Annotated in this window: 25 protein-coding genes and 1 tRNA gene; 7 read left to right on the plus strand and 19 right to left on the minus strand. The window is 60.0% G+C overall.

Translation table 11 applies throughout. From position 1 onward, the window contains the following. Positions 1-24: 24 nt before the first annotated feature. From HMPREF2808_RS02065 to HMPREF2808_RS02085, 5 genes are read right to left on the minus strand one after another with little or no spacing between them, the layout of a single operon-like run. Positions 25-216 carry a ubiquitin-like protein Pup gene (locus tag HMPREF2808_RS02065; protein ID WP_070520514.1) on the minus strand — a complete coding sequence of 64 codons (192 nt, stop codon included), beginning with the start codon at positions 214-216 and terminating at the stop codon, positions 25-27. Positions 217-252: 36 nt separating this feature from the next. Next, entirely contained in the window at positions 253-1,797 is a 1,545-nt protein-coding gene (dop, locus tag HMPREF2808_RS02070; RefSeq protein ID WP_070623423.1) for a depupylase/deamidase Dop, read from the minus strand. Beyond that, positions 1,794-3,368, minus strand: a complete 1,575-nt coding sequence (gene arc, locus HMPREF2808_RS02075; RefSeq protein WP_070520520.1) for a proteasome ATPase — start codon at positions 3,366-3,368, stop codon at positions 1,794-1,796. The genes dop and arc overlap by 4 nt, the downstream gene beginning before the upstream one ends. Before the next feature lie 44 nt (positions 3,369-3,412). Further along, positions 3,413-4,249, minus strand: coding sequence for a tRNA (adenine-N1)-methyltransferase (locus HMPREF2808_RS02080; RefSeq protein ID WP_070520523.1), 837 nt, complete (start codon positions 4,247-4,249; stop codon positions 3,413-3,415). 39 nt (positions 4,250-4,288) lie between these two features. After that, positions 4,289-5,551 carry a M18 family aminopeptidase gene (locus HMPREF2808_RS02085; RefSeq protein ID WP_070520601.1) on the minus strand — a complete coding sequence of 421 codons (1,263 nt, stop codon included), beginning with the start codon at positions 5,549-5,551 and terminating at the stop codon, positions 4,289-4,291. Positions 5,552-5,627: 76 nt separating this feature from the next. On the opposite strand from HMPREF2808_RS02085, the gene HMPREF2808_RS02090 reads away from it, so the two are divergent. Beyond that, positions 5,628-6,431: a RecB family exonuclease gene (locus HMPREF2808_RS02090; protein WP_070520526.1), complete on the plus strand. Its 804-nt coding sequence runs from the start codon at positions 5,628-5,630 to the stop codon at positions 6,429-6,431. Positions 6,432-6,458: 27 nt separating this feature from the next. On the opposite strand, the gene HMPREF2808_RS02095 is transcribed toward HMPREF2808_RS02090, so the two are convergent. The 9 genes from HMPREF2808_RS02095 to HMPREF2808_RS02135 form a co-directional block, all read right to left on the minus strand. Beyond that, on the minus strand, positions 6,459-8,126 hold the full coding sequence (locus HMPREF2808_RS02095) for a formate--tetrahydrofolate ligase (protein ID WP_070520529.1): 1,668 nt from the start codon (positions 8,124-8,126) through the stop codon (positions 6,459-6,461). Positions 8,127-8,198: 72 nt separating this feature from the next. Further along, positions 8,199-9,506 carry an anaerobic C4-dicarboxylate transporter gene (locus HMPREF2808_RS02100; protein WP_070520532.1) on the minus strand — a complete coding sequence of 436 codons (1,308 nt, stop codon included), beginning with the start codon at positions 9,504-9,506 and terminating at the stop codon, positions 8,199-8,201. Between the two features lie 309 nt (positions 9,507-9,815). Further along, positions 9,816-11,348: an aspartate ammonia-lyase gene (gene aspA, locus HMPREF2808_RS02105; protein WP_070520535.1), complete on the minus strand. Its 1,533-nt coding sequence runs from the start codon at positions 11,346-11,348 to the stop codon at positions 9,816-9,818. 91 nt (positions 11,349-11,439) lie between these two features. Next, positions 11,440-12,285, minus strand: coding sequence for an ATP phosphoribosyltransferase (hisG, locus tag HMPREF2808_RS02110; protein ID WP_070520538.1), 846 nt, complete (start codon positions 12,283-12,285; stop codon positions 11,440-11,442). 58 nt (positions 12,286-12,343) lie between these two features. Further along, a complete protein-coding gene (locus HMPREF2808_RS02115; protein WP_070520541.1) occupies positions 12,344-12,607 on the minus strand; it encodes a phosphoribosyl-ATP diphosphatase in 264 nt (87 codons plus the stop codon). 103 nt (positions 12,608-12,710) lie between these two features. Beyond that, positions 12,711-13,436, minus strand: coding sequence for an HAD family hydrolase (locus tag HMPREF2808_RS02120; RefSeq protein WP_070520544.1), 726 nt, complete (start codon positions 13,434-13,436; stop codon positions 12,711-12,713). Beyond that, positions 13,437-13,820, minus strand: coding sequence for a hypothetical protein (locus tag HMPREF2808_RS02125; protein ID WP_070520547.1), 384 nt, complete (start codon positions 13,818-13,820; stop codon positions 13,437-13,439). It lies immediately after the preceding gene. Between the two features lie 24 nt (positions 13,821-13,844). Continuing rightward, positions 13,845-15,089, minus strand: a complete 1,245-nt coding sequence (gene mshC / locus HMPREF2808_RS02130; RefSeq protein WP_070520550.1) for a cysteine--1-D-myo-inosityl 2-amino-2-deoxy-alpha-D-glucopyranoside ligase — start codon at positions 15,087-15,089, stop codon at positions 13,845-13,847. Positions 15,090-15,186: 97 nt separating this feature from the next. Beyond that, positions 15,187-16,038, minus strand: a complete 852-nt coding sequence (locus tag HMPREF2808_RS02135) for an undecaprenyl-diphosphate phosphatase (RefSeq protein ID WP_198530948.1) — start codon at positions 16,036-16,038, stop codon at positions 15,187-15,189. A 69-nt stretch (positions 16,039-16,107) separates the two neighbouring features. Between HMPREF2808_RS02135 and HMPREF2808_RS02140 the strand changes: the two genes are divergently transcribed. Next, positions 16,108-17,145, plus strand: a complete 1,038-nt coding sequence (locus HMPREF2808_RS02140; protein ID WP_070623426.1) for an NHL repeat-containing protein — start codon at positions 16,108-16,110, stop codon at positions 17,143-17,145. A gap of 44 nt (positions 17,146-17,189) precedes the next feature. After that, on the plus strand, positions 17,190-18,302 hold the full coding sequence (locus tag HMPREF2808_RS02145) for a quinone-dependent dihydroorotate dehydrogenase (RefSeq protein WP_070623429.1): 1,113 nt from the start codon (positions 17,190-17,192) through the stop codon (positions 18,300-18,302). Positions 18,303-18,347: 45 nt separating this feature from the next. Here the strand turns inward: HMPREF2808_RS02145 and HMPREF2808_RS02150 are convergent, their stop codons facing one another. Further along, positions 18,348-18,743, minus strand: coding sequence for a hypothetical protein (locus HMPREF2808_RS02150; protein WP_070520563.1), 396 nt, complete (start codon positions 18,741-18,743; stop codon positions 18,348-18,350). Positions 18,744-18,766: 23 nt separating this feature from the next. Further along, positions 18,767-19,330: a YbhB/YbcL family Raf kinase inhibitor-like protein gene (locus HMPREF2808_RS02155; RefSeq protein ID WP_070564536.1), complete on the minus strand. Its 564-nt coding sequence runs from the start codon at positions 19,328-19,330 to the stop codon at positions 18,767-18,769. Between the two features lie 210 nt (positions 19,331-19,540). Here HMPREF2808_RS02155 and HMPREF2808_RS02160 point away from each other — a divergent pair. Further along, positions 19,541-19,626 (plus strand) — tRNA-Leu (locus tag HMPREF2808_RS02160). A gap of 75 nt (positions 19,627-19,701) precedes the next feature. Here the strand turns inward: HMPREF2808_RS02160 and HMPREF2808_RS02165 are convergent. Beyond that, positions 19,702-20,373 (minus strand): DedA family protein, encoded by a 672-nt coding sequence (locus HMPREF2808_RS02165; RefSeq protein ID WP_210386949.1) that lies wholly within the window; start codon positions 20,371-20,373, stop codon positions 19,702-19,704. A 346-nt stretch (positions 20,374-20,719) separates the two neighbouring features. Between HMPREF2808_RS02165 and HMPREF2808_RS02170 the strand changes: the two genes are divergently transcribed. Together HMPREF2808_RS02170 and HMPREF2808_RS02175 are read left to right on the plus strand one after the other, a co-directional pair. Further along, positions 20,720-21,460 (plus strand): TVP38/TMEM64 family protein, encoded by a 741-nt coding sequence (locus tag HMPREF2808_RS02170; RefSeq protein ID WP_070623432.1) that lies wholly within the window; start codon positions 20,720-20,722, stop codon positions 21,458-21,460. Positions 21,461-21,497: 37 nt separating this feature from the next. After that, the gene (locus tag HMPREF2808_RS02175; RefSeq protein WP_070623435.1) at positions 21,498-22,070 is read left to right on the plus strand and encodes a MarR family transcriptional regulator; all 573 of its coding nucleotides are present in this window, start codon (positions 21,498-21,500) and stop codon (positions 22,068-22,070) included. Here the strand turns inward: HMPREF2808_RS02175 and HMPREF2808_RS02180 are convergent. Beyond that, a complete protein-coding gene (locus HMPREF2808_RS02180; protein ID WP_070623438.1) occupies positions 22,067-22,915 on the minus strand; it encodes a DUF3097 domain-containing protein in 849 nt (282 codons plus the stop codon). The genes HMPREF2808_RS02175 and HMPREF2808_RS02180 overlap by 4 nt on opposite strands. Positions 22,916-22,948: 33 nt before the next feature. On the opposite strand from HMPREF2808_RS02180, the gene HMPREF2808_RS02185 reads away from it, so the two are divergent. Next, positions 22,949-23,716 carry a hypothetical protein gene (locus HMPREF2808_RS02185; protein ID WP_070623441.1) on the plus strand — a complete coding sequence of 256 codons (768 nt, stop codon included), beginning with the start codon at positions 22,949-22,951 and terminating at the stop codon, positions 23,714-23,716. Here the strand turns inward: HMPREF2808_RS02185 and HMPREF2808_RS02190 are convergent. After that, positions 23,713-24,831, minus strand: a complete 1,119-nt coding sequence (locus tag HMPREF2808_RS02190) for a ferrochelatase (protein WP_070623443.1) — start codon at positions 24,829-24,831, stop codon at positions 23,713-23,715. The two genes, HMPREF2808_RS02185 and HMPREF2808_RS02190, sit on opposite strands and share 4 nt — an antisense overlap. Between the last annotated feature and the right edge of the window lie 11 nt (positions 24,832-24,842).

The following is a 24,842-nucleotide window of genomic DNA, read 5'->3' on the forward strand; positions in this document are numbered from 1 at the left end:
CGCTACCGGAGCGCTGTTCCACCTTTATTCGCCGCCCTTTTGGACGTAGGAGCGCACGAACTCCTCGGCATTGGATTCCAGGAGCCCATCGATCTCATCGAGGAGATCATCGGTTCCGGCGCTGTTGATGCTGACTTGTCCAGCGTCGAACTCTTGTGAGTCTCCTCCCTCACCGTTGCCGCCGCCGGCATTGATCTGAGACTGCTGTCCGCTCATTGTCAGAGCTCCTTTCGCGAGTGGAGGTTTGCTGCGCTAATACAGTGTAGGGTACTCGATTCGCACCCCGAGCTGGCGCAAACCGTCGACGAAATCGGCGGCGCTGTCTGCAGATTCCAGCAAGGTTCCCACTTCGTCCTGTCCGAGCCGCGTGGTGTCATCGAGCGCCACGCAGGCGGCTCCCGAGTTGGCGCCCTCGGCTTCACCAATTCGGAAGGTTAGTGACTGCCACGATGCGGCCAGGACGTCTTCGCCGAACATGCGGGTGGCGTGTCCGCGCAGATAAGCGCGGGTATCCGTGGGCGGGGTGTCGCCGGCCGCAGCAATCTCCTCCTCACTGACCAAGGTGCGCATCTGGCCCTTGCGCACGAGCGCGTGGTAGAGGGACTTGGCCGGGTCAATATCGGTGTACTGCAGATCGATGAGCGCCAGCTTCGGGTCATCTGCAGCCACGCCACGGTCGAGGTATCCCTTAATCAAGCGGTACTTGGCTACCCAATCCAGCAGATGGGCCGCCTTCAACGGGTTGTCCGCCAAGAGCGACACGACCTCGTCCCAGGCGGCAAGAACCTTCTCATCTGACTCTGAGGTCGCAGTGACCCGCTCCCGGTAGACGGCGAGGATCTCGAGGGCGGTGAGGCGGCGGCCGTCGTGAAGCTCCAGCTGATGAGTCAGGGTGAGGTCGCGGCTAACTCGCTGGACCTCTGCCACGGGGTCCTTCAGGCGCAGGTCACTAAAGTCAACGCCCTCCTCAATGGCGTCCAACACCAGTGACGTCATACCCAGCTTGAGCAGCGTCGAGGTATGGGCCATCGTGGCATCACCGATGATGACGTGCAGGCGGCCAAAGTCCTCTGCCACCGCATGCGGTTCATCACGGGTGTTAATGATGCCGCGGTTGAGCGTGGTCTCCAGGGAAATCTCCTGCTCGATATAGTCCGCGCGCTGCGAGATCTGGAAGCCTGGTTCCTCACCATCAGCGCCCAGGCCCATGCGGCCAGCACCGGTGACCACTTGACGGGTGACGAAGAACGGGATCAGACCTTGGGCGATGTCGTCGAAATCAGTCTCCCGGGAGTACTGGTAGTTTTCGTGGCTGCCATAGGAAGCTCCCTTGCCGTCCACGTTGTTCTTGTAAAACTTCAGCGGCGGGCAGGGATCGTGCGTGGCCAGTACTGACGTGCCATGGGCAGTCAGAGATGCTACGGCATCTGCAGCGCGGCGCAGGATGAGGTCGCCGGCGGCGTCATAAAGCATCGCATCCCAGGCATTGGTGCACTCCGGAGAGGAATACTCAGGGTGGGCGTGATCGACGTAGAAGCGGGCTCCGTTGGCCGTGACCACGTTGGCCACGCCCAGCGCGTTTGGGTCCACCACGGGCACGGTGTGGTAGCGCTTGAGATCGAAGCCGCGGCTATCGCGCAGCGGGTGCTCCTCCCGAAAGTCCCAGCGGGAGCGCGCACCGGTATGCAGGGCGGCATAGGCCACTACCGCGTGCGTGGACGTCACGATTGGTGACAACGCCGGGTTCGACGGCGTGGAGATTCCGTACTCGGTTTCGGTTCCTAGGACACGGCTCAAGGTTTTACTCCCATCAATTCGACCCCGGTGACATGCGCGCCGGCGGAGGTCCCGGCGACGATCTTGGCCCACTCCTCCGGGTTGGCGGATGTCGGTACGTATTCCGATTCAGCCTGCTCGGCAGCAATGGCCTGGTGCAGGTGCGCGGCGGTGATGCCTGCGGGTTGTTTACCCTCCGCAGCGTTGGTTTCGTCCAAAGCCTCCTTGATAGCCAACTTCTTTGCGCGGGAGACGATGTTGGCGATCATCGCGCCGGAGACGAAGTCCCGGTAGTGCAGCACGCGAGGATCCGCGTTGGAGAAGTGCAGCGTGACGAAGGGGCGCTCCGCGTAGAGATCCTCCACTGCGGTATCGATGAGCTGGGAAAGCTCGCCCTCGTGCGGGACTGATTCCGGGAAGTGGCGCGCAAAGATTTCCCGCGCGCCCTGCTTGGTGGGCCGGTTGACGCGGATCTTGATGTCGAGGCGCCCCGGGCGCATGATGGCGGGGTCGATGAGCTCCTCGCGGTTGGTGGCACCGATGACGATGACATTGCTGAGCTTCTCGACGCCATCCAATTCCGTCAGCAGCTGCGGGACGACGGTGGTTTCCATATCGGAGGACACACCGGAGCCGCGCGTGCGGAAGATGGATTCCATCTCATCGAAGAAGATGATGACCGGCCGCTGGCTACCATCAGCAGTGGGCTCGGAGGCAAGCTCGCGGGCGCGTTCAAAGATGAGGCGGATACGGCGCTCAGTCTCACCCACGAACTTGTTGAGCAGTTCTGGGCCCTTCACGTTGAGGAAGTAGCTGGGGGCAGTAGCGCCCAGGGACGCCGACAGAGAATGCGCGACCGCCTTGGCGATGAGCGTCTTGCCACAGCCAGGTGGGCCATAGAGCAGCACGCCCTTCGGCGGCTGGAGATCGTATTGGCGGTAGAGCTCTGGGTGGAGGAAAGGCAACTCGACCGAATCGCGGATGAGCGAAATCTGCTCGTCCAAACCACCGATGTCCTCGTAGGATACGTCCGGGACTTCCTCCAGCGTGAGCTGCGCTACTTCAGTCTTGTGCACGCGCTCGGTGGCCACGCCTGATTTCGGCTCGACCAGGAGGGTATCGCCGGCACGGACGGTATCGCGCAGCATCGTGCCGAGCAGCACCACCTGCTCTTCGCCCGCGGAATTGATAACCACCGCGCGGTCGGTGCCTAGGCGCTCCTGGAGCGTCGCCAGCGCGCCGGTATTCACCGGGGCACAGCCCTCCACCACCACGAATCCTTCGCCCAAGCGGACCTGCTGCCCGACTTCTAACGAGCCTGGCTCCAGGTTCGGAGAAATCTTCACCCGCATGGCGCGGCCATTGGTGTATACCTCAGCATCGCGGCGCGAATCGTGTGCGCGCCCGGAATAGCCAAGAAAGACGCCGTACGTGGAGGCAGGCTCTGCAAGAGCGTCCACCTCCGCGAGCATCTGCTGAAGCTTCGTGCGCGCATCCTTCAACAGGGCAGCAAGCTTGGCATTGCGCTCAGCCAGTTGCTCTATCTGGCGGCGGTGCTGGCCAAGTTCCTGGGAATGAGTGGCATCGTTCATAGAATCCACCCTAGCGCGCGGTGCGCCACGTTAAGCCTCGGGGCTTATTTTCGGGCGCGGCGCTGCGGGCGGGGCGGGGTGACGCCGTCGGCAAGCCGACGCGTCCAGATCAGGAACGCGGTGTGCGCGTTCATGCGGTGCTCCGGGCGGGTGGCCAAGCCCTCCACCTTCCATTCACGCACGAGGGACTCCCAGGCGCGCGGCTCCGTAAAGCACTTCAGCTCGCGGATTCCCTCCATCACCTTCATCAGCTGCGGCACGGTGGCCACATAAGTCATGAAGACGCCGCCCGGGATGAGGATATCGCGCACCTTCTCGAGGTGCTCCCAGGGTTCGAGCATGTCCAAGATGACGCGATCCACGGGGCCGCCGAGCTCCTCGACGGTCACATCGGCCAAATCGCCAAGCCGCGGGCTCCACCACTCGGGCTGCTCACCGAAGTATTCGGCGACGTTGTTCACGGCGTATTCCAAGTGATCATCGCGCACCTCATAGGAGAAAACGTGGCCTTCTGGCCCCACGGCGCGCAAGAGGGTCATTGAGAGTGCTCCGGAACCGGCGCCGGCTTCCAGCACGCGCGCACCCATGAAGATATCGCCCTCGACCAGGATCTGCGCGGAGTCCTTGGGGTAAATCACCGCAGCACCGCGCGGCATCGACAAGACGTGATCCACCATGAGGTGGCGGAACAAGAGGAAGGAGCTGCCCAGCGTCGAATCGATGACGGAGCCCTCATCCATGCCGACGATGTCATCGTGGTTGATGATGCCCTTGTGCGAATGGAACTGGCCTCCCTCCTCGAGGACGATGGTGTAATGACGCCGCTTGGCATCCGTGAGCTGCACGCGGTCGCCGTAGCGGAAGGGGCCAGAATAAGCCATAGCGTGAAAAACCTTTCACAAAGTTAGGGGCAAGAAGGATTAACCAACCAAGTATGCCTCAAGGGCGTCACCAAGCCATAGTTGGTCGCGCTCGCCTACCAGCTCACGGATCGAGTGCATCGAGAGCATCGGCACTCCCACATCAACGGTGGGGATGCCCAGACGGGTGGCAGAAATCGGCCCGATGGTGGAGCCACACGGGACATCGTTATTTCCCACGAAGCGCTGGACCGGAACACCCGCACGGCGGCAGGCAGATTCCCACAGGGCCACGGTATTAGCGTCGGAAGCATAGCGCTGGTTGCCGTTAATCTTGGTCACCGGGCCTTGGCCGATGATCGGGTGATGCGTGGGATCGTGCTTTTCGGCGTAGTTGGGGTGCACGGAGTGCGCGGCGTCGGCCGAGACACAGCTGGAGCGCGCAAACATCTGGAAACGCTGCTCCTCGTTCGCGCCGAGGGCACGGGCGGTGCGGGTCAGGATATCCCCCAGGATCGGGCCACCTGCGCCGTAGCGCGAAGAGGAGCCCACCTCTTCGTGATCAAAGGCCGCCATGACGAGGACGTCCTTGTGCTCGATGGAGTCGGCGTTCTTTGCAGCAGCGAGCAGGGCACGCAGCGAAGCATGAACGGAAGAAAGGTTGTCCATGCGCCCGGCAGCGATGAGCTTTTCGCCGGCGCCAAAGACCTCACCGCGCTGGGCATCCGCGGTAATCAGGTTGAAGGAAGCGATATCCTCTGGGTCTACGCCAAGCTGCTTGCCGACGACCCCCATCACCGACGTCTCCGGAGTACCCACGGAGAGCACCGGCTGCATGTGGCGCTGGCGATCCGGCTTGAACTCATCTTTGCGGTAGAGGTGGATCGCCAAGGAAGGCAAGCGCAGCAAGGGGCCGGTATTGATCAAGTGGCGGCTGCCATCCTTCGTGATGACCTGGCCGCCGACGGTGAGCTCGCGGTCGAACCAGCTGTGGAGAAGCACCCCGCCATAGACCTCGACGGCTACCTGCTGCCACCCTGCGGAATCGAAGTCCGGGGTGGGCTTGAGCGCCAGGCCGGGCGAATCGGTGTGGGAGCCGATAATGCGGAAGCCGGAATCCGGGCCGGCGCCTTCGGGGACATACCATGCCATGACCGCACCACCCCGGACCATGACGTGGCCGCCTGGTGCAGCTGACCATTCGGCAGACTCATCTTGGCGGCTAAAGCCGGCGGCGACGAGCGTGCGCGCCACCTCTTCAGCCGCGTGATAGGACGAGGGGCTCGCGGCGATGAAATCAAGAAACTCTTGCGTAGTGCTCATGCCATCTAGCTTGCCGCGGACGGTCGGGAGATGCGGGAAGGTTCGCGGTGGGCTATGCGCTAGGCTGAGAAACACTATGCCGAAACGACTAGCCCTCTCTCCTTCCCGTGCCTCCGACTACAAACAATGCCCGCTGCTCTATCGCTTCCGGGCTATTGACAAGTTGCCCGAGCCCAAGACGAAGGCCCAGGTGAAGGGAACGCTGGTCCACGCAGTCCTAGAAAAGATGCACCAGCTGCCCCGCGAGCAACGTGAGTACCCAGCCGCGGTGAAGATGATTAAGCCCGAATGGGCGGTGATGCTGGACAAAGACCCCGAGCTGCGTGAATTGGTGCCGGAGCCCGAAGAGCTGGACTTCTTCGTCGAGGCGCGCGAACTGGTCAAGGGCTACTTCCAGATGGAAAACCCCCAAGGCTTCGACGCCCACAAGTGCGAGATGTACGTCGATACCGTCTTGCCGAACGGTGTTCCTGTCCGTGGGTTCATCGACCGCGTCGACGTTGCCCCCACCGGCGAGGTACGCGTGGTGGACTATAAGACGGGAAAGAAGCCGCTCCCCCGCTATTCCCAGGACGCGCAGTTCCAGATGAACTTCTACGCGCTGGTGTACTGGCGGCTGCTCGGCACCATCCCCACGCAGTTGCGGCTGATGTACCTCAAGGTCCTGGATTCGATGTTCCTCACGCCGGGGCCGGAGGAGCTCGAGTACTTCGAGCGCGACCTGGGTGAGCTCTGGGCCAAGATCGAAGGCGATGGCAAGTCCGGTGACTTCAGGCCCAAGACCTCGAAGCTCTGTGGCTGGTGTTCTTTCCAACACCTATGCCCCGCCTTCGGCGGCACGCCACCCGAGTACCCCGGGTGGCCGGACCGGGCCTCGTAGACGGCGCCCCGAAGAGCGCGCCGCGGCTTAGAACAGGCCAGAGATGGAACCATCCGCAGCAACATCGATGTTGTTGGCCGCGGGCTTCTTCGGTAGACCCGGCATGGTCATGACGTCGCCGGTCAGCGCCACGATGAAGCCAGCGCCTGTGCGGGGCTGCAGCTCGCGGACATGAAGGACGTGGCCTTCCGGGGCGCCGAGCTGGCTCGGATCATCCGAGAAGGAATATTGAGTCTTCGAGATCACGACTGGGAACTCCTCCCAACCGTTGTCCTTGATGTACTTCAAATCCTTCAGCGCCTTAGACGAGTACTCCACCCGCTCGGCGCGGTAGATTTCCCTAGCAATGGTGTCGATGGAGGCCTCGATGCCCTCAGCGGGATCATAGAGCTGGTGGGAGTTACCCTCGGAAAGACTCTCCAGAAGGCGCTCAGCCAGCGCTGTTGCTCCCGCTCCGCCCTTGGCCCACACTTCTGCTTCTTCGAGCGCGACGTCGAAATCGGCGGCCCACTGGCGCATGAACTCGCGCTCGGCCTCGGTATCGCTCCAGAAGAGGTTGAGAGCGACCACTGGCTTGAGGCCAAATTTGCGCACGTTCTCAACGTGGCGCTCGAGGTTCACCACGCCCTTCTTTAGCGCCTCCAGGTTTTCGGTAGTGAGTTCCTCGCGGGGCTGTCCGCCGTTGTACTTCTGGGAGCGGATAGTCGCAACAACGACGGCACCGGCGACGTCAAGATCACCGAAGCGGGACTTGACGTCCATGAATTTCTCGCCGCCGAGATCCGCGCCGAAGCCTGCCTCCGTGAGGACAATGTCACCGAAGCGCATCGCAGTCTGGGTTGCCAGCAGCGTGTTGCAGCCGTGAGCGATATTGGCGAAGGGGCCGCCATGGACGAAGGCAGGGGTGCCGCCCAGGGTCTGGACCAGGTTAGGGTTCAGGGCATCACGCATGAGCGCTGTTAGTGCGCCTTCTGCGCCCAATTCGCGGGCGGTTACTGGCTTTTGGTCGTAGGTGTAGCCCACAGTGATGTCACCGAGACGCTTCTTTAGGTCTGCCAAGTCGGTTGCGAGGCCGAGGATGGCCATGATTTCCGACGCCGCCGTAATGGTGAACCCAGTCTCCCCCGGCACGCCGTGGGCGGGGCCACCGAGCCCGGTAACAACGTGGCGCAGGGCACGGTCATTGACGTCAACGCAGCGCTGCCAGGTAATGCGGCGCGGATCGATGTTGAGCGCATTGCCCTGGTGGATGTGGTTATCGATGATGGCGGCCAAGGTGTTGGTGGCCGCGGCGATAGCGTGGAAGTCACCGGTGAAGTGGAGATTGATGTCCTCCATTGGGACAACCTGAGAGTAGCCGCCACCCGCGGCGCCTCCCTTGATGCCCATGACAGGGCCCTGGGAAGGCTCGCGAAGGGCGACGATAGCCTTCTTGCCCAGCTGCGTGAGGGCGTCGGTCAAGCCGATAAGAACAGTAGATTTACCCTCGCCAGCTGGCGTCGGTGAGACGCCGGTGACGAGGACCAACTTGCCATCTGCGGGAGTATCCCCAACTCGAGTGATATCCACTTTGGCTTTGCTTTGCCCATAAGGAATAAGAGCCGTCTCCGGAATGCCTGCGCGTGCAGCAATATCCGTAATCGGTTCGAGCTGGTGAGCTTGAGCAATATCAACATCAGAAGGTTGCGTAGTCATGCTCTCCAGCTTAGCGCGCTAAAGAAGCGCGCTAAGCAACATCAAATTATTTCTAAATGATGCTAGGTGATGCTAGATAAGGACTGCGCCAAAGGCGTAGCACAGGAGGACCGACAAGACGATGCTCACAGTGCCTGGAATGATGAACGGGTGGTTGAAGACAGCCTTGCCAATGCGAGTCGAGCCAGTGTCATCCATTTCGACGGCCGCCAACAAGGTCGGGTACGTCGGCAGGATGAACAGCGCGGACACTGCTGGGAAGGCAGCCACTGCGGTAAGCGGGTTGACGCCGAGGGCCAGGGCTGCCGGCATGAGAGCCTTAGTGGTTGCGGCCTGCGAGTACAGGAGCGCCGCAGCGAAGAAGAGCACGATGGCCAGCAGCCACGGGGCGGACTCAATGATGGACCCGGAGATGGCCTGGATGTCCTCCATGTAGTGGTTGATCAGCGTGGTACCCAACCATGCGACACCGAGCACGCAGATACAGGCGGACATACCCGACTTGAAGACAGGCGTGTTGAGAACGTCGCCGGCGGGGACCTTGGTGACCATGACGATGAGTGTTGCGGCGGTGAGCATCACTGTCATGATGGCCTCGTTACGCGGCAGCGTCGGTTCCTCGATAAGACCCACCTGGGATGAGGTAAGGGTGGCCCACAGCATCACGATGACGATGGCGACTAGGAAGATGATGACCGAGGTCTTTGCACCTTGTGCCGGAGCGTAGTTCTGGGAACCCTGCGGCAGCTTCACCAAGCCCTGGGCCTTGCGCTCTTGGTAAACGGGGTCATCTTCGAGTTCTGCGCCCGAGCGGTTTGCTACCCAAGCGGCAGGGAAAATGGAGAGGAACGTAGCCGGAATAAGGACCGCGAGGATCTGCAAATAGCCCACGCCCATCGGCTCCAGCAGCGAAGCCAACAGAACAACGGCTGCGGAAATAGGTGAGGCACAGATTGCCATCTGCGAGGCTACGACGGAAATCGAAAGCGGGCGGGAAGGACGGACCTTGCCTTCCTTCGCTACCTCAACGATAACCGGGAGCGTGGAGAACGCCGTGTGGCCGGTGCCTGCCAGAACGGTCATCAACCACGTAACGATAGGTGCGTAGAACGTGATCCTCTTTGGGTTCTTGCGAAGAAACTTTTCGGCAAGGTAGACCAGATAGTCCATACCGCCAGCACGCTGCATGGCAGCAATGGCGGCGATCACGGTCATGATGATGCCAATGACATCAAAGGGGATGTCTTCACGCGTTACGGGGACACCGGTGAGGCCGAGTAGTAGAACGCCCAAGCCGCCGGCCATACCAATACCGATCGAACCAATTCGGGCACCGAGATAAATCGCCGCAAGGACGATAATGATGTGCACAACAACCATTATGTAACTCCAATATGTGCAGGTGAACTGCAGTATGGGTGGTAATTCGCGCTGTGGTCAGTACACGACCTGGGCGCGACAACTGACAGTTCTAATTCTGCCCTATTTATGTGGCTTTGGCGAGAATCCAGGCCCGATTGTGTCCGTTTACACACCGATGCCAACCACTGCACCCCCATCGGGGTATCCAGGGTGTCGGCAGCATCAGTCGGATTGAAAACAGCCAAACGCCCGTACCACCTTCAGCGAGGCAGTACGGGCGTGGACGAAACAGCAGAGCGTATTTACAACACTGGTGCTGACGAAGGTTTATTCATCGATGTAGAGCTGACCGCGGAACTCCGGGTGCATGAGGTTCTCAACGGACAGAACCTTGTTGAGGGTCTCCTCATCGAGCAGGCCCTTCTCCAGAACGAGCTCCTTGACGCCCTTGCCGGTCTTGAGGGACTCCTTAGCAATCATGTCACCGTTGTGGTGACCAATGAACGGGTTCAGGTAGGTGACGATACCGATGGAGTTCTCAACGTACGCGCGGCAAACATCAGCGTTAGCCGTGATGTCCACGACGCACTTCTCACGCAGGGTGTCGACGGCGTTGCCCATGATGCGGATGGACTGGAACAGTGCCTCACCGATAACCGGTTCCATGACGTTGAGCTGCAGCTGACCAGCCTCGGCAGCCATGGTGACTACGTGGTCATTACCGAAGATCTTGAAGCAGACCTGGTTGACAACCTCCGGGATAACCGGGTTGACCTTACCCGGCATGATGGAGGAACCGGCCTGACGCGGTGGCAGGTTGATCTCTGCCAGGCCGGCGCGCGGGCCAGAGGCCAGCAGGCGCAGGTCGTTACAGATCTTGGCCAGCTTCATCGCTGCGCGCTTAATGGTGGAGTGCAGAAGCACGTAGGCGCCACAGTCGGAGGTTGCTTCAATGAGGTCGCGGGCGGTCTTGATCTCAAGGCCCGTCACCTCAGACAGTGCTGCGGTGACCTGGTGGCGGTAGCCAGCCGGGGTGTTCACGCCGGTACCGATGGCGGTTGCGCCGAGGTTGATCTCCAGCAGGCGCTTCTGGGCGTCACGCAGGATGGCCTGCTCTTCGGCCAAGTTGTGAGCGAAGGCCTTGAATTCATCACCCAGGGTCATCGGCACTGCGTCCTGCAGCTGGGTGCGGCCCATCTTCAGGATGTCAACGAACTCATTGCCCTTGGCGTGGAATGCAGCCTGCAGCGCGTCGATACGCTCAATGAGGTCCTCCATCGCGTAGTAGATGCCGAGACGGAAGCCGGTCGGGTACGCGTCGTTGGTGGACTGGGACATGTTGACATCATCGTTCGGGTTGATGATGTCGTAGGCACCCTTTTCCTCACCGAGGTGCTCGAGCGCCAGGTTGGCCACAACCTCGTTGGTGTTCATGTTGAGCGAGGTGCCAGCGCCACCCTGGAAGACATCCAGCGGGAACTGGTCCATGCAGCGGCCTTCTTCCAGAATCTGGTCACAAGCCCAGATAATTGCTTCTGCCTTCTTCTTCGGAAGAACGTGCAGGCGGCGGTTGGCCATAGCGGTGGCCTTCTTGACCTGGACCATGCCGCGGATGAAGTCCGGGATGGTGTTGATGGTCACGTAGGAAATCTGGAAGTTTTCGATAGCGCGGAGCGTGTGAACGCCGTAGTACGCATCGTTCGGAACTTCCAGGGAGCCGAGAAGGTCAGTCTCAGTACGCGTCTTCTTGCTAGAGGCGGACTTCGAAGACTTGTTGGTGGCCTTTTCTTCGACCTGGGACTTTACATCCTTGGTCTCTTTGGCCTCTGCTTGTGCATCCTTCTTAGTTGTCTTTGCCATCGGGGCTGACTCCTTGCATAAAAATCGAAGAACGATGATGGTCAGTCCCCATCGTAGCTAGGAGCCCGAATAAAATGTTTGGAATCTCCCCCTAAAAGCGGGCAATCCGAAGATCCGAGGCAAGAATTGCCTCTGCCCCGAGCTCTTCGAGGCTGTCCATAACTTGGTTGGCCAGTTTGCGGGGAACCATGACGCGCACGGCAACCCACCCTTCACGGGCCAAGGGAGAGATGGTCGGTCCTGTAAGCCCAGGGGTCACTGCCTCGACGTCTGGCAGCTTTTCTTCTGCCACGTTGTAGTCGAGCATGACGTAGTGGCGCGCATTGAGGATTCCTCGAATGCGGCTAAGCACAACGTTTTCATCAGCGGTGACGTCTTCTCCCTCACGCTTTATCACCACGGCCTCCGAGGAGACGATGGGGTCGCCGAAGGGTTCAAGCCCCTGCTGGCGGAGGGTGGCTCCTGTGGAGACAACGTCGGCAATGACGTCCGCGACTCCAAGGTGAATCGAAATCTCTACTGCACCGTCAAGGCGGATAACCTCTGCATCGATTCCATTGGCAGCGAGGTGATCGCGCACCACGTTGGGATAGGACGTGGCGATGCGCTTGCCTTGCAGCTTGGCGACGTCCCACTGCTCCCCTGCTGGTGCGGCGTAACGGAAGGTCGAGCCGCCAAAATTGAGTGCTAGAACTTCATTGAATTTCGCGCGGGAATCGAGCGCTAAGTCTCGACCAGTAATTCCCAGATCCAAGACGCCTTGTGCCACGTAGATAGCGATATCCTTTGGGCGCAGAAAGAAGAACTCGACTCCGTTCTCCTCGTCCACGACGTTGAGCGATTTACTGTGTCCGCGGCCCTTGTAGCCGGCTTCCTTGAGGATTTCAAGGGCTGCCTCGGACAGCGATCCCTTGTTGGGGACGGCGATTTTGATCATCAGTGTGTGGTGCTTTCTACGCTGAATACGGTGAATGGTGGGACGGCTTTATGGCCGATTAAAGGTAGGTGTAAATGTCTTCGAGCTTCAGGCCACGCTTATGGGCCATAACCTGGAGCCAATACAGCAGCTGTGACATCTCCTCAGCGAGCTCTTCATCAGACTGGTATTCCGCGGCGATCCACACTTCGCCAGCCTCTTCGATGATCTTCTTGCCCAGATGGTGGATGCCTTTGTCAAAAGACTCCACGGTGCCGGAGCCCTCAGGGCGTTCGGCGATCTTCTGGGACAGTTCCTCAAATAGGCTCTCAAAATTCTTCACGGTGGTTTATTCTTCCACACCGCTGCATAAAATTCTGCTAGTCGGCCGAAATTCTCAGTTACGCAAAGCCGGCTGACATGATGCGCAACTGAAATCGGTACGTCTAGTCGGCGCGCAACCGGCTAAACCACTCGTGAACATTGGCCGCCGTCGCCCCCTTCAGATGACGGTGAGCAGAGCCCCGGAGGTCAGTAATTTCGGTGGCTTGCTCGGGCACCGCGACGTGGTCTCCCTCCGGCAGTCCGATGACGGTGCACCCGGCGTCGACAGCCGCGCGCATACCTGCCGCAGAGTCTTCAAATACAAGGCAGTCCCGTGGATCGGCACCCACTCGACGCGCCGCCTCGATATACATATCGGGGGCAGGTTTGCCTTGAGGTACTTCGTCACCGCAAATCGTGTCGACGAAGTACTCGCGGCCTAAGGCCGCAATCGCGGAATCAGCCACATATCGTTCCGTGTTTGTGGTCACGATCATCGGCATTCCCAGGCCCTTGAGTTCGTCGAGCAGCTCGGGAATCCCCGGGAAAATCTCCAGGTGTTGGGCAAAAAGGGACCTGACGTAATCGAACATGAGCGCACGATAGCGTTCGTTATCTCCTGGCTGAAGCGTAACGCCTGCTTTGTGCGCACAGATGCTGAGTGTGTCTTCGAAGGTAGCGCCAACCGTGGCCAAGCGCTCCGTGGGTGTTAAGCGGCGCCCCAGTGTTTCAGAGAGATAAAAAGTGGCCTCTTCCCACAGGGGCTCGGAGTTGGTCAGTGTGCCGTCCATATCCCAAAAGATTGCTGCTGGACGGGTAGTGAAAGCGGAAGTTGCGTGGTCAGTCACTTAGAAGTCCAGCTCCGGAAGCTGCGCGAGTGCCTCATCGTCCGCACCGGTTGCCGCAGAGGCGGAGTGAATAAGCTCCGTGAGCTCTTCCTTCTCCTCCGGTTCCAGCACTGCATCTGCGTTTTCTTGGTTGAAGGCCGCGAGCTTGTCCACGGTGGGGCGTACCGCGGCGCTCAGGAGTGACCCTTCAGGGTCATCCGGCAGCTTATCCATATCGTCAAGGAAGGACTCCAAGATAGTGCGAAGGCGTGGGAGTACCGCGGCATCAAACGGGGCCTCCCAGAACTCCTTTTCTTCTTCCTTGAGGTAATCCCCGGTAGCGAAGGACTGTAGGTTGGACATGAACTCATCAACGGTGGGCTGGAATTCTGCACGAATCGTCATGAGCTAAATCATGCCTGAAGTTACCTAGAGGCGCACGCCCAGCAAGGAATTAACTGCGGTGCGCAGCAAATCGGATGCCTCTTCTGTTGCTTCCCCGGATTCTGGAGCCTTCTTCGCCCATTCATCGAGAACCGCAATGGCGCGCGGAGTATCGAGATCATCAGCCAACGCCAACCGCAGGTGCTGAATGACCTCCTTGACCTCCTCCACAGTGCCCGGATGGCTTAAAGCTTCGCGCCATCGCTGGAGTCGCTCCTGCGCAGTGCGCAAAACGTCATCTGACCAGTCGCGGTCGGCACGGTAGTGGCCGGCGAAGACACCCAGGCGTATCGCTGAGGGATCGACGCCCGCCTCCACGAGCTTGTGGACGAACACGAGGTTGCCCAAAGACTTGGACATCTTGGTTCCGTCCAAGCCGATCATGCCGGTGTGTACATAGGACTGCGCCATGCGCTCCACGCCGAGCGCTGCTTCTGCGTGCGCTGCGGAGAATTCGTGGTGCGGGAACTTCAGGTCCGAACCGCCGCCTTGAATATCGAAGCTGGAGCCAAGCCGGTTGGTTGCGATGGCGGAGCACTCAATGTGCCATCCAGGGCGGCCCGGCCCAAAAGGCGAATCCCAGGCCGGTTCGCCTTCACGGTGCGCGCGCCAAATCAGAGCGTCAAGAGGATCGCGCTTGCCGGGGCGATCAGGGTCGCCACCGCGCTCGGCAAAGAAGGTCTCCATTTGCTCGCGGGAGTAATTCGACTCGTAGCCGAAGTTCTTCGTGGCCTCGATGGATGCGTAGACGTCCGGATAGTCGGGGTCATCGACGACGTAGGCCGCACCTGCGTCGAGAAGCGCCTGCACCATCTCCGTAATCTCGTCGATGGCTTCCATCGCCCCAACGAAGTGCTGCGGAGGAAACACGGAGAGCAGCTCCATGTCTGAGCGGAAAAGGTTGATTTGGGAGGTCCCCAACTCGCGCCAATCCACGCCATCGCGCTCCGCGCGCTCGAAGAGCGGATCATCCACATCGGTGATGTTCTGGGCGTAATTCACCTTGTAGCCGTTATCCAGCAGCTGGCGGTAAATCAGATCAAAGGTCAGATAGGTCGCGGCGTGGCCCAGGTGGGTCGAATCATATGGGGTGATGCCACAGACGTACATGGTGGCAGTCTCCCCACTGATGTCGAGCTTCTTTACCGCTTCATCAGCGGAGTCATAGAGGTGAAGCGGCGACGGAGCGCCAGGGACGGAATCGATGTGCGGGACAGGCCAAGATTGCATGCCCACAATCCTAACGTGTGCTGCCTCCGACGCGGGCGCATGGCCGGGCACATGGCTATGTATCGCAGGGTGCTGCGGGGCTGCGCCTCCTCACCACCTACGCGGCGAGCACGCCAAGGCCCAGCAAGAGCATGACGATCAGGCCGACGGGGATGCGGTAAGCGGCGAACCACTCGAAGGAGTGGCTGCCCACGAACTTCAGCAGCCAGGCGATAGATGCATAGCCCACAACGAAGGCGATGAGCGTGCCAACGAGTAATTGGGCGCCGGTGGCGGATTGTCCCACGGTGGGACCGAAGGCGTCGCCAAGCGAAAACAGCCCCGAGGCCATCACCGCCGGAATAGCCAAAAGAAAGCTAAAGCGCGTGGCCACCTCACGGTCGAGGCCGAGGAAGAGGCCACCGGAGATGGTGCCGCCGGAGCGTGAGACGCCAGGGATGAGTGCTAGGCATTGGCATAGTCCCATAACGATGGCATCGCGCATCGTGAGCTCGTCGAAGCCGCGGGTTTTCTTACCCACGCGCTCTGCCAGGATGAACACAAAGGAAAACAGGACGAGCATGGAAGCAGTAATCCATAGGTTGCGCAGATTATCCCTTATCAGGTCTTTCCCCAGCACTCCCAGGATGCCAATCGGAATTGAGCCAACGATGACCATCCAACCCATTCGATATTCCTGACCGCGCTGGTCCTTGTGTACGAGGCCCACGCACCAGCCTTTCAGGATCTGCCAAATCATCCCGGCGAAGTAGACAATCACCGCTAGCTCGGTGCCCAGCTGGATGACAGCGGTGAAGGAAGCACCGGCATCCTGTCCCCAGAAAAGAGTGGAGACGATGCGCAAGTGCCCGGACGAGCTCACGGGCAGGAATTCGGTGAGGCCTTGGACAAGAGACAGGACGATGACCTGCAGCCATGTCATGGCTTCAGTTGTAGCTGTTGTAGTCACCCGCGATAGCCTACTCGGGAGTCCCATCGCTTCCTGTTTCCACCACGCTGGCTGCTAGGATGAGGGATCGTGAAAACGCGTCGAGTCCTGCTTTCTTTTGCCCTCCTTTCCAGCGCATGCGCGCTTGCCGCCTGTAATCCTACGGTCGGGGTTGGCGGGGACCCCGACTCGGCGGTCTATGGCAAGGCCGAGCCCGCGTCCTCCCCGGCATCCGAGAAGCCGGTGGGTAACGTCGTGCCATTCGATGCAGCGACAGACCTCGCAGCCGTCGGCGACATCCTCGCCGTGCGCACCGAGGACTCGCTCGCGGTAGGTTCAGCTGCGGACTTTGAAGGCAAAAAGTCCGCGCAGGTTACCGTGGGCGAGAAATGTGGTGACCTCACCGCTTCTGAGAAGCACTTCCTTCTAGCGTGCGGGGATAGCGTTATGCTCATTGATCCGCTCAAGCCGGATTCCCCGCAGGAATTGGCTGTGGAAGAGGAGCAACCGGTGACGGTGGCTGCGGAAGCCTCCAGTGGCGAAGTCTTCGTTGGCTCGAAGGACTCCACCACCATCGGCGTGTACCTAGACGGCGAACGCACTACCGGCATCACTGTGGAAGCAGGCTCGGATCAGCTCATCTCCGTGCCTAATCCGGATGGCGCCGACGGCATCGTCCGTGTCTTGAGGGAAGACTCCACGATTCAATCGTTGGACTGGGAGAAGGAGCGTGCAGGAGGACGCCTTCGCGTGGGCCAGGGTGTAGGTCAGATCGCAGGCGGCGAGGGCGCCGTGGTTGTGGCTTCGGATACCGTCGGAAAGCGCATCGCCATTTACACCGCCAGCGACGTCATCCGCTTGCACCAGTACGGCAATACCGATGGCACCCCGTGGGGTGTGGCTTGGGACGCCGGGCGCAAGCTAGCGTGGGCGACAACTACAGACAACAACCTCCTCCACGCCTACACCATCGCTGCGGGTGTCCCGGAGAACGTCGGCACCATGGATACGGTGGCGGATGCGCGCAATATTGCCGTGCTTGGCGACGGCACCCTCGTCACCGCCTCCGCTTCTGGCGACGGGCTCCAATTCATTTCTGATCCACAGCTCGAGAAATCCCCGCGTTAGTATTTCAGTCCCCCCTTTAGCCTCAACTTTCCAAAGGACAATGCATGCAGTACTCCGCTCTTGACCGCGCCCGCCACGTGGCTTACCAAGCCGCCTTGAAGGGGATGTTTAAGCTCAGCCCGGAAAGAATTCACGGGATCATCAACGGTGGGTTGGCTGTGTTCCAATCGGCCGGCCCCTTCAACCGAGCTCTGGGCAAAGCTTTGCCGGTTACCGATCCCGTCCTTGAACAAGACGTGTTTGGGGTGCACTTTCCGCGCCCGCTGGGTCTAGCAGCAGGCTTTGACAAGAACGCGGCGGCAGCCGACGTCTGGTCCCCCATCGGCTTTGGGTACGCGGAGCTGGGCACCATCACCCCGAAGGCGCAGCCGGGAAACCCGGCTCCCCGGTTGTTCCGGCTCAAAGCAGACAAGGCCATCCTCAACCGCATGGGCTTCAATAACGAAGGGGCGCTGTCGGCCGCACGAAACCTCCGGAAGCGCCGCTACAACGATGTCATCGGCATCAATATCGGAAAGAACAAGGTCACCGAGGCTGAGCACGCAGTGGATGACTACCGTCAGTGCGCATCAGTTCTCGGGGAGCTGGCCGACTACGTTGTGGTCAACGTGTCCTCCCCTAATACCCCGGGGCTGCGTGATTTGCAGGCAGTGGAATCGCTGCGCCCCATCATGGAAGCCGTGGTGGAATCGACGTCCTCGCCGGTCTTGGTCAAGATTGCCCCAGACCTCAGCGATGAGGACATTGATGCTGTGGCGGATATGGCCGTTGACGTGGGGCTGGCGGGAATCGTGGCTACCAACACCACCATTTCTCGCGAGGGTTTGAAGACCCCATCCGCTGAGGTTGCCGCCATGGGCGCAGGCGGCGTGTCGGGTCCCCCGGTGGCTGCGCGTTCCTTAGAGGTGCTCAAGCGCCTCCATGCCCGCGTAGGCAACGACCTGGTACTCATTTCCGCAGGCGGAATCTCCACCCCGGAGCAAGCATGGGAGCGCATCACGGCAGGCGCTTCGCTGTTGCAGGGCTACACCGGCTTGATTTACGGCGGCCCGGATTGGATCCGTGACATCCACCGCGGCATTGCCCAGCAGATCCACGCTCACCGCCTCAGCAATATCTCGGAGGCCATTGGTTCTGGTCTTGAATGGATTGACTAGCCCGGCGAAGAGCTTTCAGGCCAGCCGCACGGAGCGCTTCAGCGTTTAGCGCAGTGTGCGGCGGATGATAACCGCGCACAGCCCTGCCGCCACTGCGTAGAGGAAGACGACGTATTGGCCCATCGTCGTGAGGACCGTACTAGGCAGCGCGCGGCTGGCGATGATAAGCACTAGCGCGAGAATCAGCGCAATGATTTGTTCGCGGCTACCACGCTGATCGCGGCGTTGGGTACTGAATGCGCCGACGAGGAGGGCCGCACCAACGATGGCGAGGCGGCGCCACGTCCATTCGAAGGTGGCGCCCCATCCGTCGGTGAAAATGGACACGAGCCCGAATAGTGCTAACACGGCAGCCAACAACATGAAAGCGCCGCCCACGCGCAGGGCGGCGGGGATTTCTACTCCGTCGGATGTGGGAGGGATGTCCGGGTTCTTACTCATTGTGATGAGTGTAATTGGGCCGCTTAGTGGGCCTCGTACCAGCCCCAGGTAATCGCGCGCCCGAGGGTGTGGAAATAAAGGTTGAAGCCGAGGACCGTAGGTGTTGCCTCCGGGTCGATCTCGAGGCGTTCGACGTCGACAGCGTGAACGGCGAAGAGGTAGCGGTGCGGGGCGTGACCTGCAGGCGGCTGGGGGCCATAATAGACGCGCTGGCCAGAGTCACCGCGCAGGCTGATAACGCCTTCGAGTCCGAGATCCTCAGCGGACCCTGCACCTGTGGGGAGCTCGCGTACGTCGGCCGGGATGTTGAAGGCCGCCCAGTGCCAGAAGCCGGACCCCGTCGGCGCGTCAGGGTCAAAGCACGTGACGGCAAAGGACTTGGTCCCTTCGGGCACATCCGACCACGACAGCTGGGGCGAGACATTTTCAGGTGCGCGGAAACGCTCTGCGATCTCCGCTCCCTCCTCGATATCGGACGAGGCCACGGTAAAAGCTGGGACATCCCCCAACGGTGCATAGGGGTCTGGACCGGGGAAACGGGAGTCGGTGGCGTAGTTCGCAGTGGAATGTGAAGTGTTACTAGTCATAAATCCATTTCTACCGGAAAGCTATCTGCCGCGTTGTCGCTTACTACCCGGCTGTCTCAGGAGGTGGCAGTGGATACGCAACTTTCATCGTTGTGTTTTCCTCGTTTAAGAACCCAGTGAAAACCCGTTCTGAAGTGGCGATTTGTGAAGTTATGCCGGTTCGGGATACAGTATGCGAGTGCCCAGCCGAGAGGCTGAACAAACACCCTAGCCCGGGTGGCGGAATGGCAGACGCGCTAGCTTGAGGTGCTAGTGTCCTATTAACGGACGTGGGGGTTCAAGTCCCCCCTCGGGCACAGACCGAAGCCCCGTGCTTCACACCGTCAGCGATGATGATGTGAGGCGCGGGGCCTTCTTCATGCGTCGAAGGTCTATGCGTGCGATTCCGCAGTAGGTGCCGTCTCCTCTACTACCGTAGCCTTCTTCTTCGACGTGATGTAGCTATGCAGGCCCTTGATGACGATAGGCGTCACCGACAACGCGATGATAAGCAGCATAATCTTCTCAATCGAGTCAGCAATACCCGGAATGTTTCCGAGAAAGACACCAACGAGATTCATGGAGAGCACCCAAGCGACTGCGCCGCTGACATTCCATCCAATGAACTTCTTGTACCGCATTCCCGCCGTGCCGGCGGCTACCGGAATGAAGGTGCGCACGATTGGGACGAATCTTCCGAGCACTAGTGCAAGCGGGCCGTGCTTGTGGAAGAAGTCCTCGGCGGTGTTGAGATACTCCAGTTTGAGAAGCCGAGCGTCCTTCTTAAACAGGCCACGGCCAAAACGGTGCCCAATCCAGTACCCCACCTGGTCACCAGCTATCGCGGCGATCATGCCTACAGCAATGAGTATCCACAGGGAGACCTGGAGCTCATGACGCAGAATCGCGGCAGTCACGAGTAGTGAATCTCCCGGAAGAAATGGGAAGAGCACACCGGACTCGATGAAGACGACAAGTGCTATACCACCGATGACCCAGGGGCCAAAGGCTTCGAGCAAGGTGGCTGCGTCCATATAAGACGTGAGGTTGTGGATAAAGTCCATAATGCTCTCCAAAGAAAAACGCAGGCGCCAGGGCGGGCGCCAAAAGTAGGTGGTGAATCAAGAATTCGCTCCGCAGCTAGGGCGTAGAGACAATAAAAGGTGAAACTAGCTAAGACTGACACAGTAAAAGTGGCCCTAGAGATACATGCGGATGCGCACTGCTGTTCAGTATCCCCCGCGCACGGCAATACTCATGCATCGAATCGCGGCTTAACAGTAAGTTGAGGTGCAGCTCTCAGCTGCTCCCCAGCCAGCCAAGCCGTCTCCTGCCTCCGTCTTTAGCCGTTCTCCCATGCTTTGGGCTCAATGCGGGGTTTGACGTCTTCGGCACTAGACTTCTATCTCTATGAACACAGGTTGGGTGCACAGCGTCGGGGACTTTTGTGCGTCTCTGGGCCGCGCTGCGTGGCAAAGCTGCAAGCGTTGGACGTGGAAACGTTGGACGGCAGTAATCGCTGCCGGTGCGGCATTGATGCTACTCGCCGTGCTTGTCGACGTCCCCTCACTCGCCGCCCTCCGCACGTGGTCAGACCAACTCGGGCCGTGGTTTGTTGTTGCTTTTACGAGCGCCTACATCTTCTTCACCCAGTTCCCTATTCCCCGGACCGTGTGGACTTTGGCGGCAGGCCTTCTTTTCGGCCCGTGGCTTGGACTTTCTGTTTCCCTTGTCGCGCTGACTATCTCCGCCACCATTTCTCTCCTTATCGTCCGCGGCTTACTTGGTGAGTGGATTCGCCCGCATCTCACGCACAAAGCGGTATATGCAATCAATGCCCGGCTTGAGCGCCGGGGTTGGCTAGCGGTGGCGTCATTGAGAATGGTCGCCGGAGTTCCGTTTTCCTTACTAAACTATGTTGCAGCGCTCACTCCGATTTCGGTGACTCACTTCGCCATCGCTACACTCATCGGTTCGATTCCCACCACCGCCATCGGGGTCTTCTTCGGGGATGCGCTCACCGGAGCGATGAGCCCCTACACGATCGCCGGCTTCCTTATCGCTGCGGCAGTGGGAATCGCTGGTCTCATCCTAGACACGCGGTTGCCGCTCGGCCCCGGAATGCGTGGCCCAGTCAAGCGCAAAGAATAGACTGAGCGTTGTTTCTTGCTGGAAGGAGTCTCTCACTGTGCTAGCTGTCCATGCCCGCTACCGCGGACGCTCGGTACGCCGCGCCGATTTGGTCCAACGATCCGCCGCCGCGCTTTCCACCCTGGAGGGAATCGGCGAATTTGAGGTCCTTGGTGTTGAGGATATTTGCGCTGTGGCCTATTCTTCTCCGGCGGTCTGTGATGTCGTTATGGCGCTTCTTGCGGACGGTGACTGGGCCATTGGCATTGGCATTATCCCTGGCGACGGTGCGGGTGATGCTGAAACACGCGCAGTGGCAACCGCCGCGGTAAAGGGCTCGGCGCGGGCCGGACACGTCTACGCCAAAATTGATCGGCGCGGGCGCGCGGCGGAGGCGCAGGATATTGCAGCGGCATTCGCCCTACTCGGCTTTGTGCTGCACAAGCGCACAATGGAAGGCCGTGAGGCGACATCTCTAGTGCGCGGCGGGTTGAATCAGAACGAAGCTGCGGAAGAGCTGGGCATTTCCAAACAAGCGATGTCCCAGCGCCTCCAAGCGGCGGGGTGGGCAGCAGAGACGGCCGGTTGCCAGCTCGCCATCAACCTCATTGACCGAGCGAATTCGAATTAGAGCAAATCTTCTTTGCTCAATTCCGGTGTTGTGACAAAGTCGACGAGCCGCTCGACGGCGCCGATGAGCGTGGAATCGAGATCCCGGAAAGAATTCACGGCGTTGTACACGCGGCTCCACCCTTCCTTTGGATCAGACCACCCCACGCGCTTGCAGATGCCCGTCTTCCAGTCTTCCCCATAGGGAACCTCGGGCCAGGCGCGCAGCCCTAGGCGCTCAGGCTTTACGGCCGCCCAGATATCGATGAAGGGGTGACCCGTGACAAGCACGTGCTCGCCCACCGTTTGCGTCAACCGCGTTTCCTTTGAGCCTTCGACTAGGTGATCCGCGAGGACGCCCACACGGCGCCCCGGACCGGGCTGAAATTCAGCCAGGCGTTCCTCAAGGTTATCGAGTCCTTCGAGGTATTCGACGACCACACCTTCCACCCGCAAATCGTGACCCCAGACCTTTTCAACGATGGCCGCGTCGTGAATGCCTTCAACCCAAATGCGCGAAGGTGCGGCAACTTTCGCCTCAAGATTCTCCACACGGCGCGACCCTGAGTTTGACTTCCGCGGCGCCTGCTTTTCGACGTATCGCGTTAACGTCACTGGCTGCCCCTCCAACAAGAACCCCCCTTTCACGAGTTTGAATACTCGCTCATTTCCATGTCGGTCCTCGAGGCGCACGACTGGGCCCCATACGGTTTTGTCGACGCCCAACACTGCCCCTACAAAGTCATCACCTCGAACCTCGACGACCATGCCTGGTTCAGCGGGTACCTCGGGGTACTCCGGCTTCTTGTTCCGCGCATGTCCTGCAAAAATATCGCTGCCATAGGGATCTCGGGAATTCAAGCTCATAGGGGTCTACCCTATCGTCTACACTGTCCAGCCATGGATATGCGCGCCGAAGTCTGGTCCCCTGTACAAAACGTTTCTGTTTGGCTTGGTGCATGGCTATGGGGTCACGAATCCACCGATGGCTTTCTCGATGCCCTCAGCGAGCTGGGCGGTGAGCAACAAGGGGTCGACGGAGAGCCGTTTGTTGATGTTATGTCACTCCTCCGGCGTGAAACGGCCTCCGTCATCGAGCGTGGAGAGCGCGAACCGCTGCTTCGGCTAGTTCTCTCCGGCCCTGGCGACGCGCCAGCACTTCCAGCCGGCACGGAATCGGCGCAAGCGGCGGCAGAAAATCCGGCAGGCGCAATCGTGGTGCGTACCAATAATCGGGAAAGAAACCTGGTGCTGGTGCCCACCTATGCCGTGGGCGCGACACGGTGGACGGTGATTGAAGAGACTGCCCCGTTACCCTCGCCCGCTTGGCTTAGCCCGGGCGAGGCCGATGAGCTCTTGAGTACTGCGACGAATGAGTCAGCAAACCTCATCGAGGCATTGGGCTATCGCAGCGATGCCCTCCCCAATCCCCGGCTAACAGTAGGCACACTAAGCGATTTCTACGACACCCCCGGATTACCCGCTGCAGTGCCGGGGCGAGCAGCGAAGCTTTTCGCCCGCGCCGACCGCGTGGCGGCCATCATCGAGACGGTGACTGACCGCATTCAAGATCACAGTCTCGATCCGCAGCTTCTGCGCCTGTGGCGCCATATCCGCCAAGCACGCATGGCCGGCGTGGCTTATGCGCTCACCGATTTCGCGCGTTAATGCGGCTTGCGCAGAGACCAGATGTCACAGCAACCTTCAGCGCAGGGTGCGCCATTGACCGTACAGCCCTGAACGGTAACCTCACCGAGTGAAGCAGGTTCAGCGTCATGCTCTAGCTCCTCGATGAGGTCCACGACGAGCGAGGCAAACCTTGCAGATGGACCAGCGGTGCGGGTGCGATAGACGCTGACGCCCATTTCCTCAGCGGCTTGCTTCAGTTCAGTATCGAGATCCCAGATGACCTCCATGTGATCGGAGATAAATCCAATTGGGCACACGACGACGCTGTCGACACCATCTTCCTCGTGGATTCGCGTGGTGTGGTCGACAATGTCCGGTTCCAACCACGGGGTGGCTGGGTTACCTGAACGGGATTGCCACACTAGGTCATAATTCTGGACCCCGGCAGCCCTGGCTACGAGCCGTGCAGCCTCCGCTACCTGGCGGGAATAGATATGTTTATCGCCTTCTGCTCCCCCAACAGCATCGTGTGCCGATGGCACTGAATGCGCAGTAAAAAGCATGCGGGTGCTAGCCAGCTTGTCTTCCGGAACCTCCGCATAAGCCTCACGGACGGCTGCAGCCATCTCCTCGATGAACTTGGGGTGATCGAAGAATTGGCGCAGTTTGGTGAAGTTCATGTTGGGCAGTTGCTTGTCCTCGAGGTGCTTGCGCAATGCAACGATGTCCTCGTTGTACTGGCGGCAAGCACTGTAGCCACCCCAGGCGGAGGTGGCGAATACGGCGACGTTGCGCACACCATCGGCGGCCATCTGCTCGACGGCTTCTGTCCCAAACGGGTACCAGTTACGGTTACCGAAATAAACCGGAAGATTATGTCCGCGTTCCTTCAGCTCTGCGGAAACATTAGAAATAATCTCTCGATTTAGCGCATTAAGCGGACTAATGCCGCCTAGGCGGAAATAGTGTTCCCCGACGACTTCGAGCCGCTCGCGCGGGATGCCGCGCCCACGGGTAACGTTCTCCAAAAACGGGACGACCTCCTCGTTTCTTTCCGGGCCACCGAAGGAAAGAACGAGGAGGGCGTCAAATGAGGAGGGCACCGAATCGGTGCCGCGGGTGTTGCCCTGGGCAGTACGCAATGTGTCAGTCATGCAGCCCAGTT

The sequence above is a fragment of the Corynebacterium sp. HMSC078A10 genome (assembly GCF_001811565.1).
Classification (GTDB): domain Bacteria; phylum Actinomycetota; class Actinomycetes; order Mycobacteriales; family Mycobacteriaceae; genus Corynebacterium; species Corynebacterium hesseae.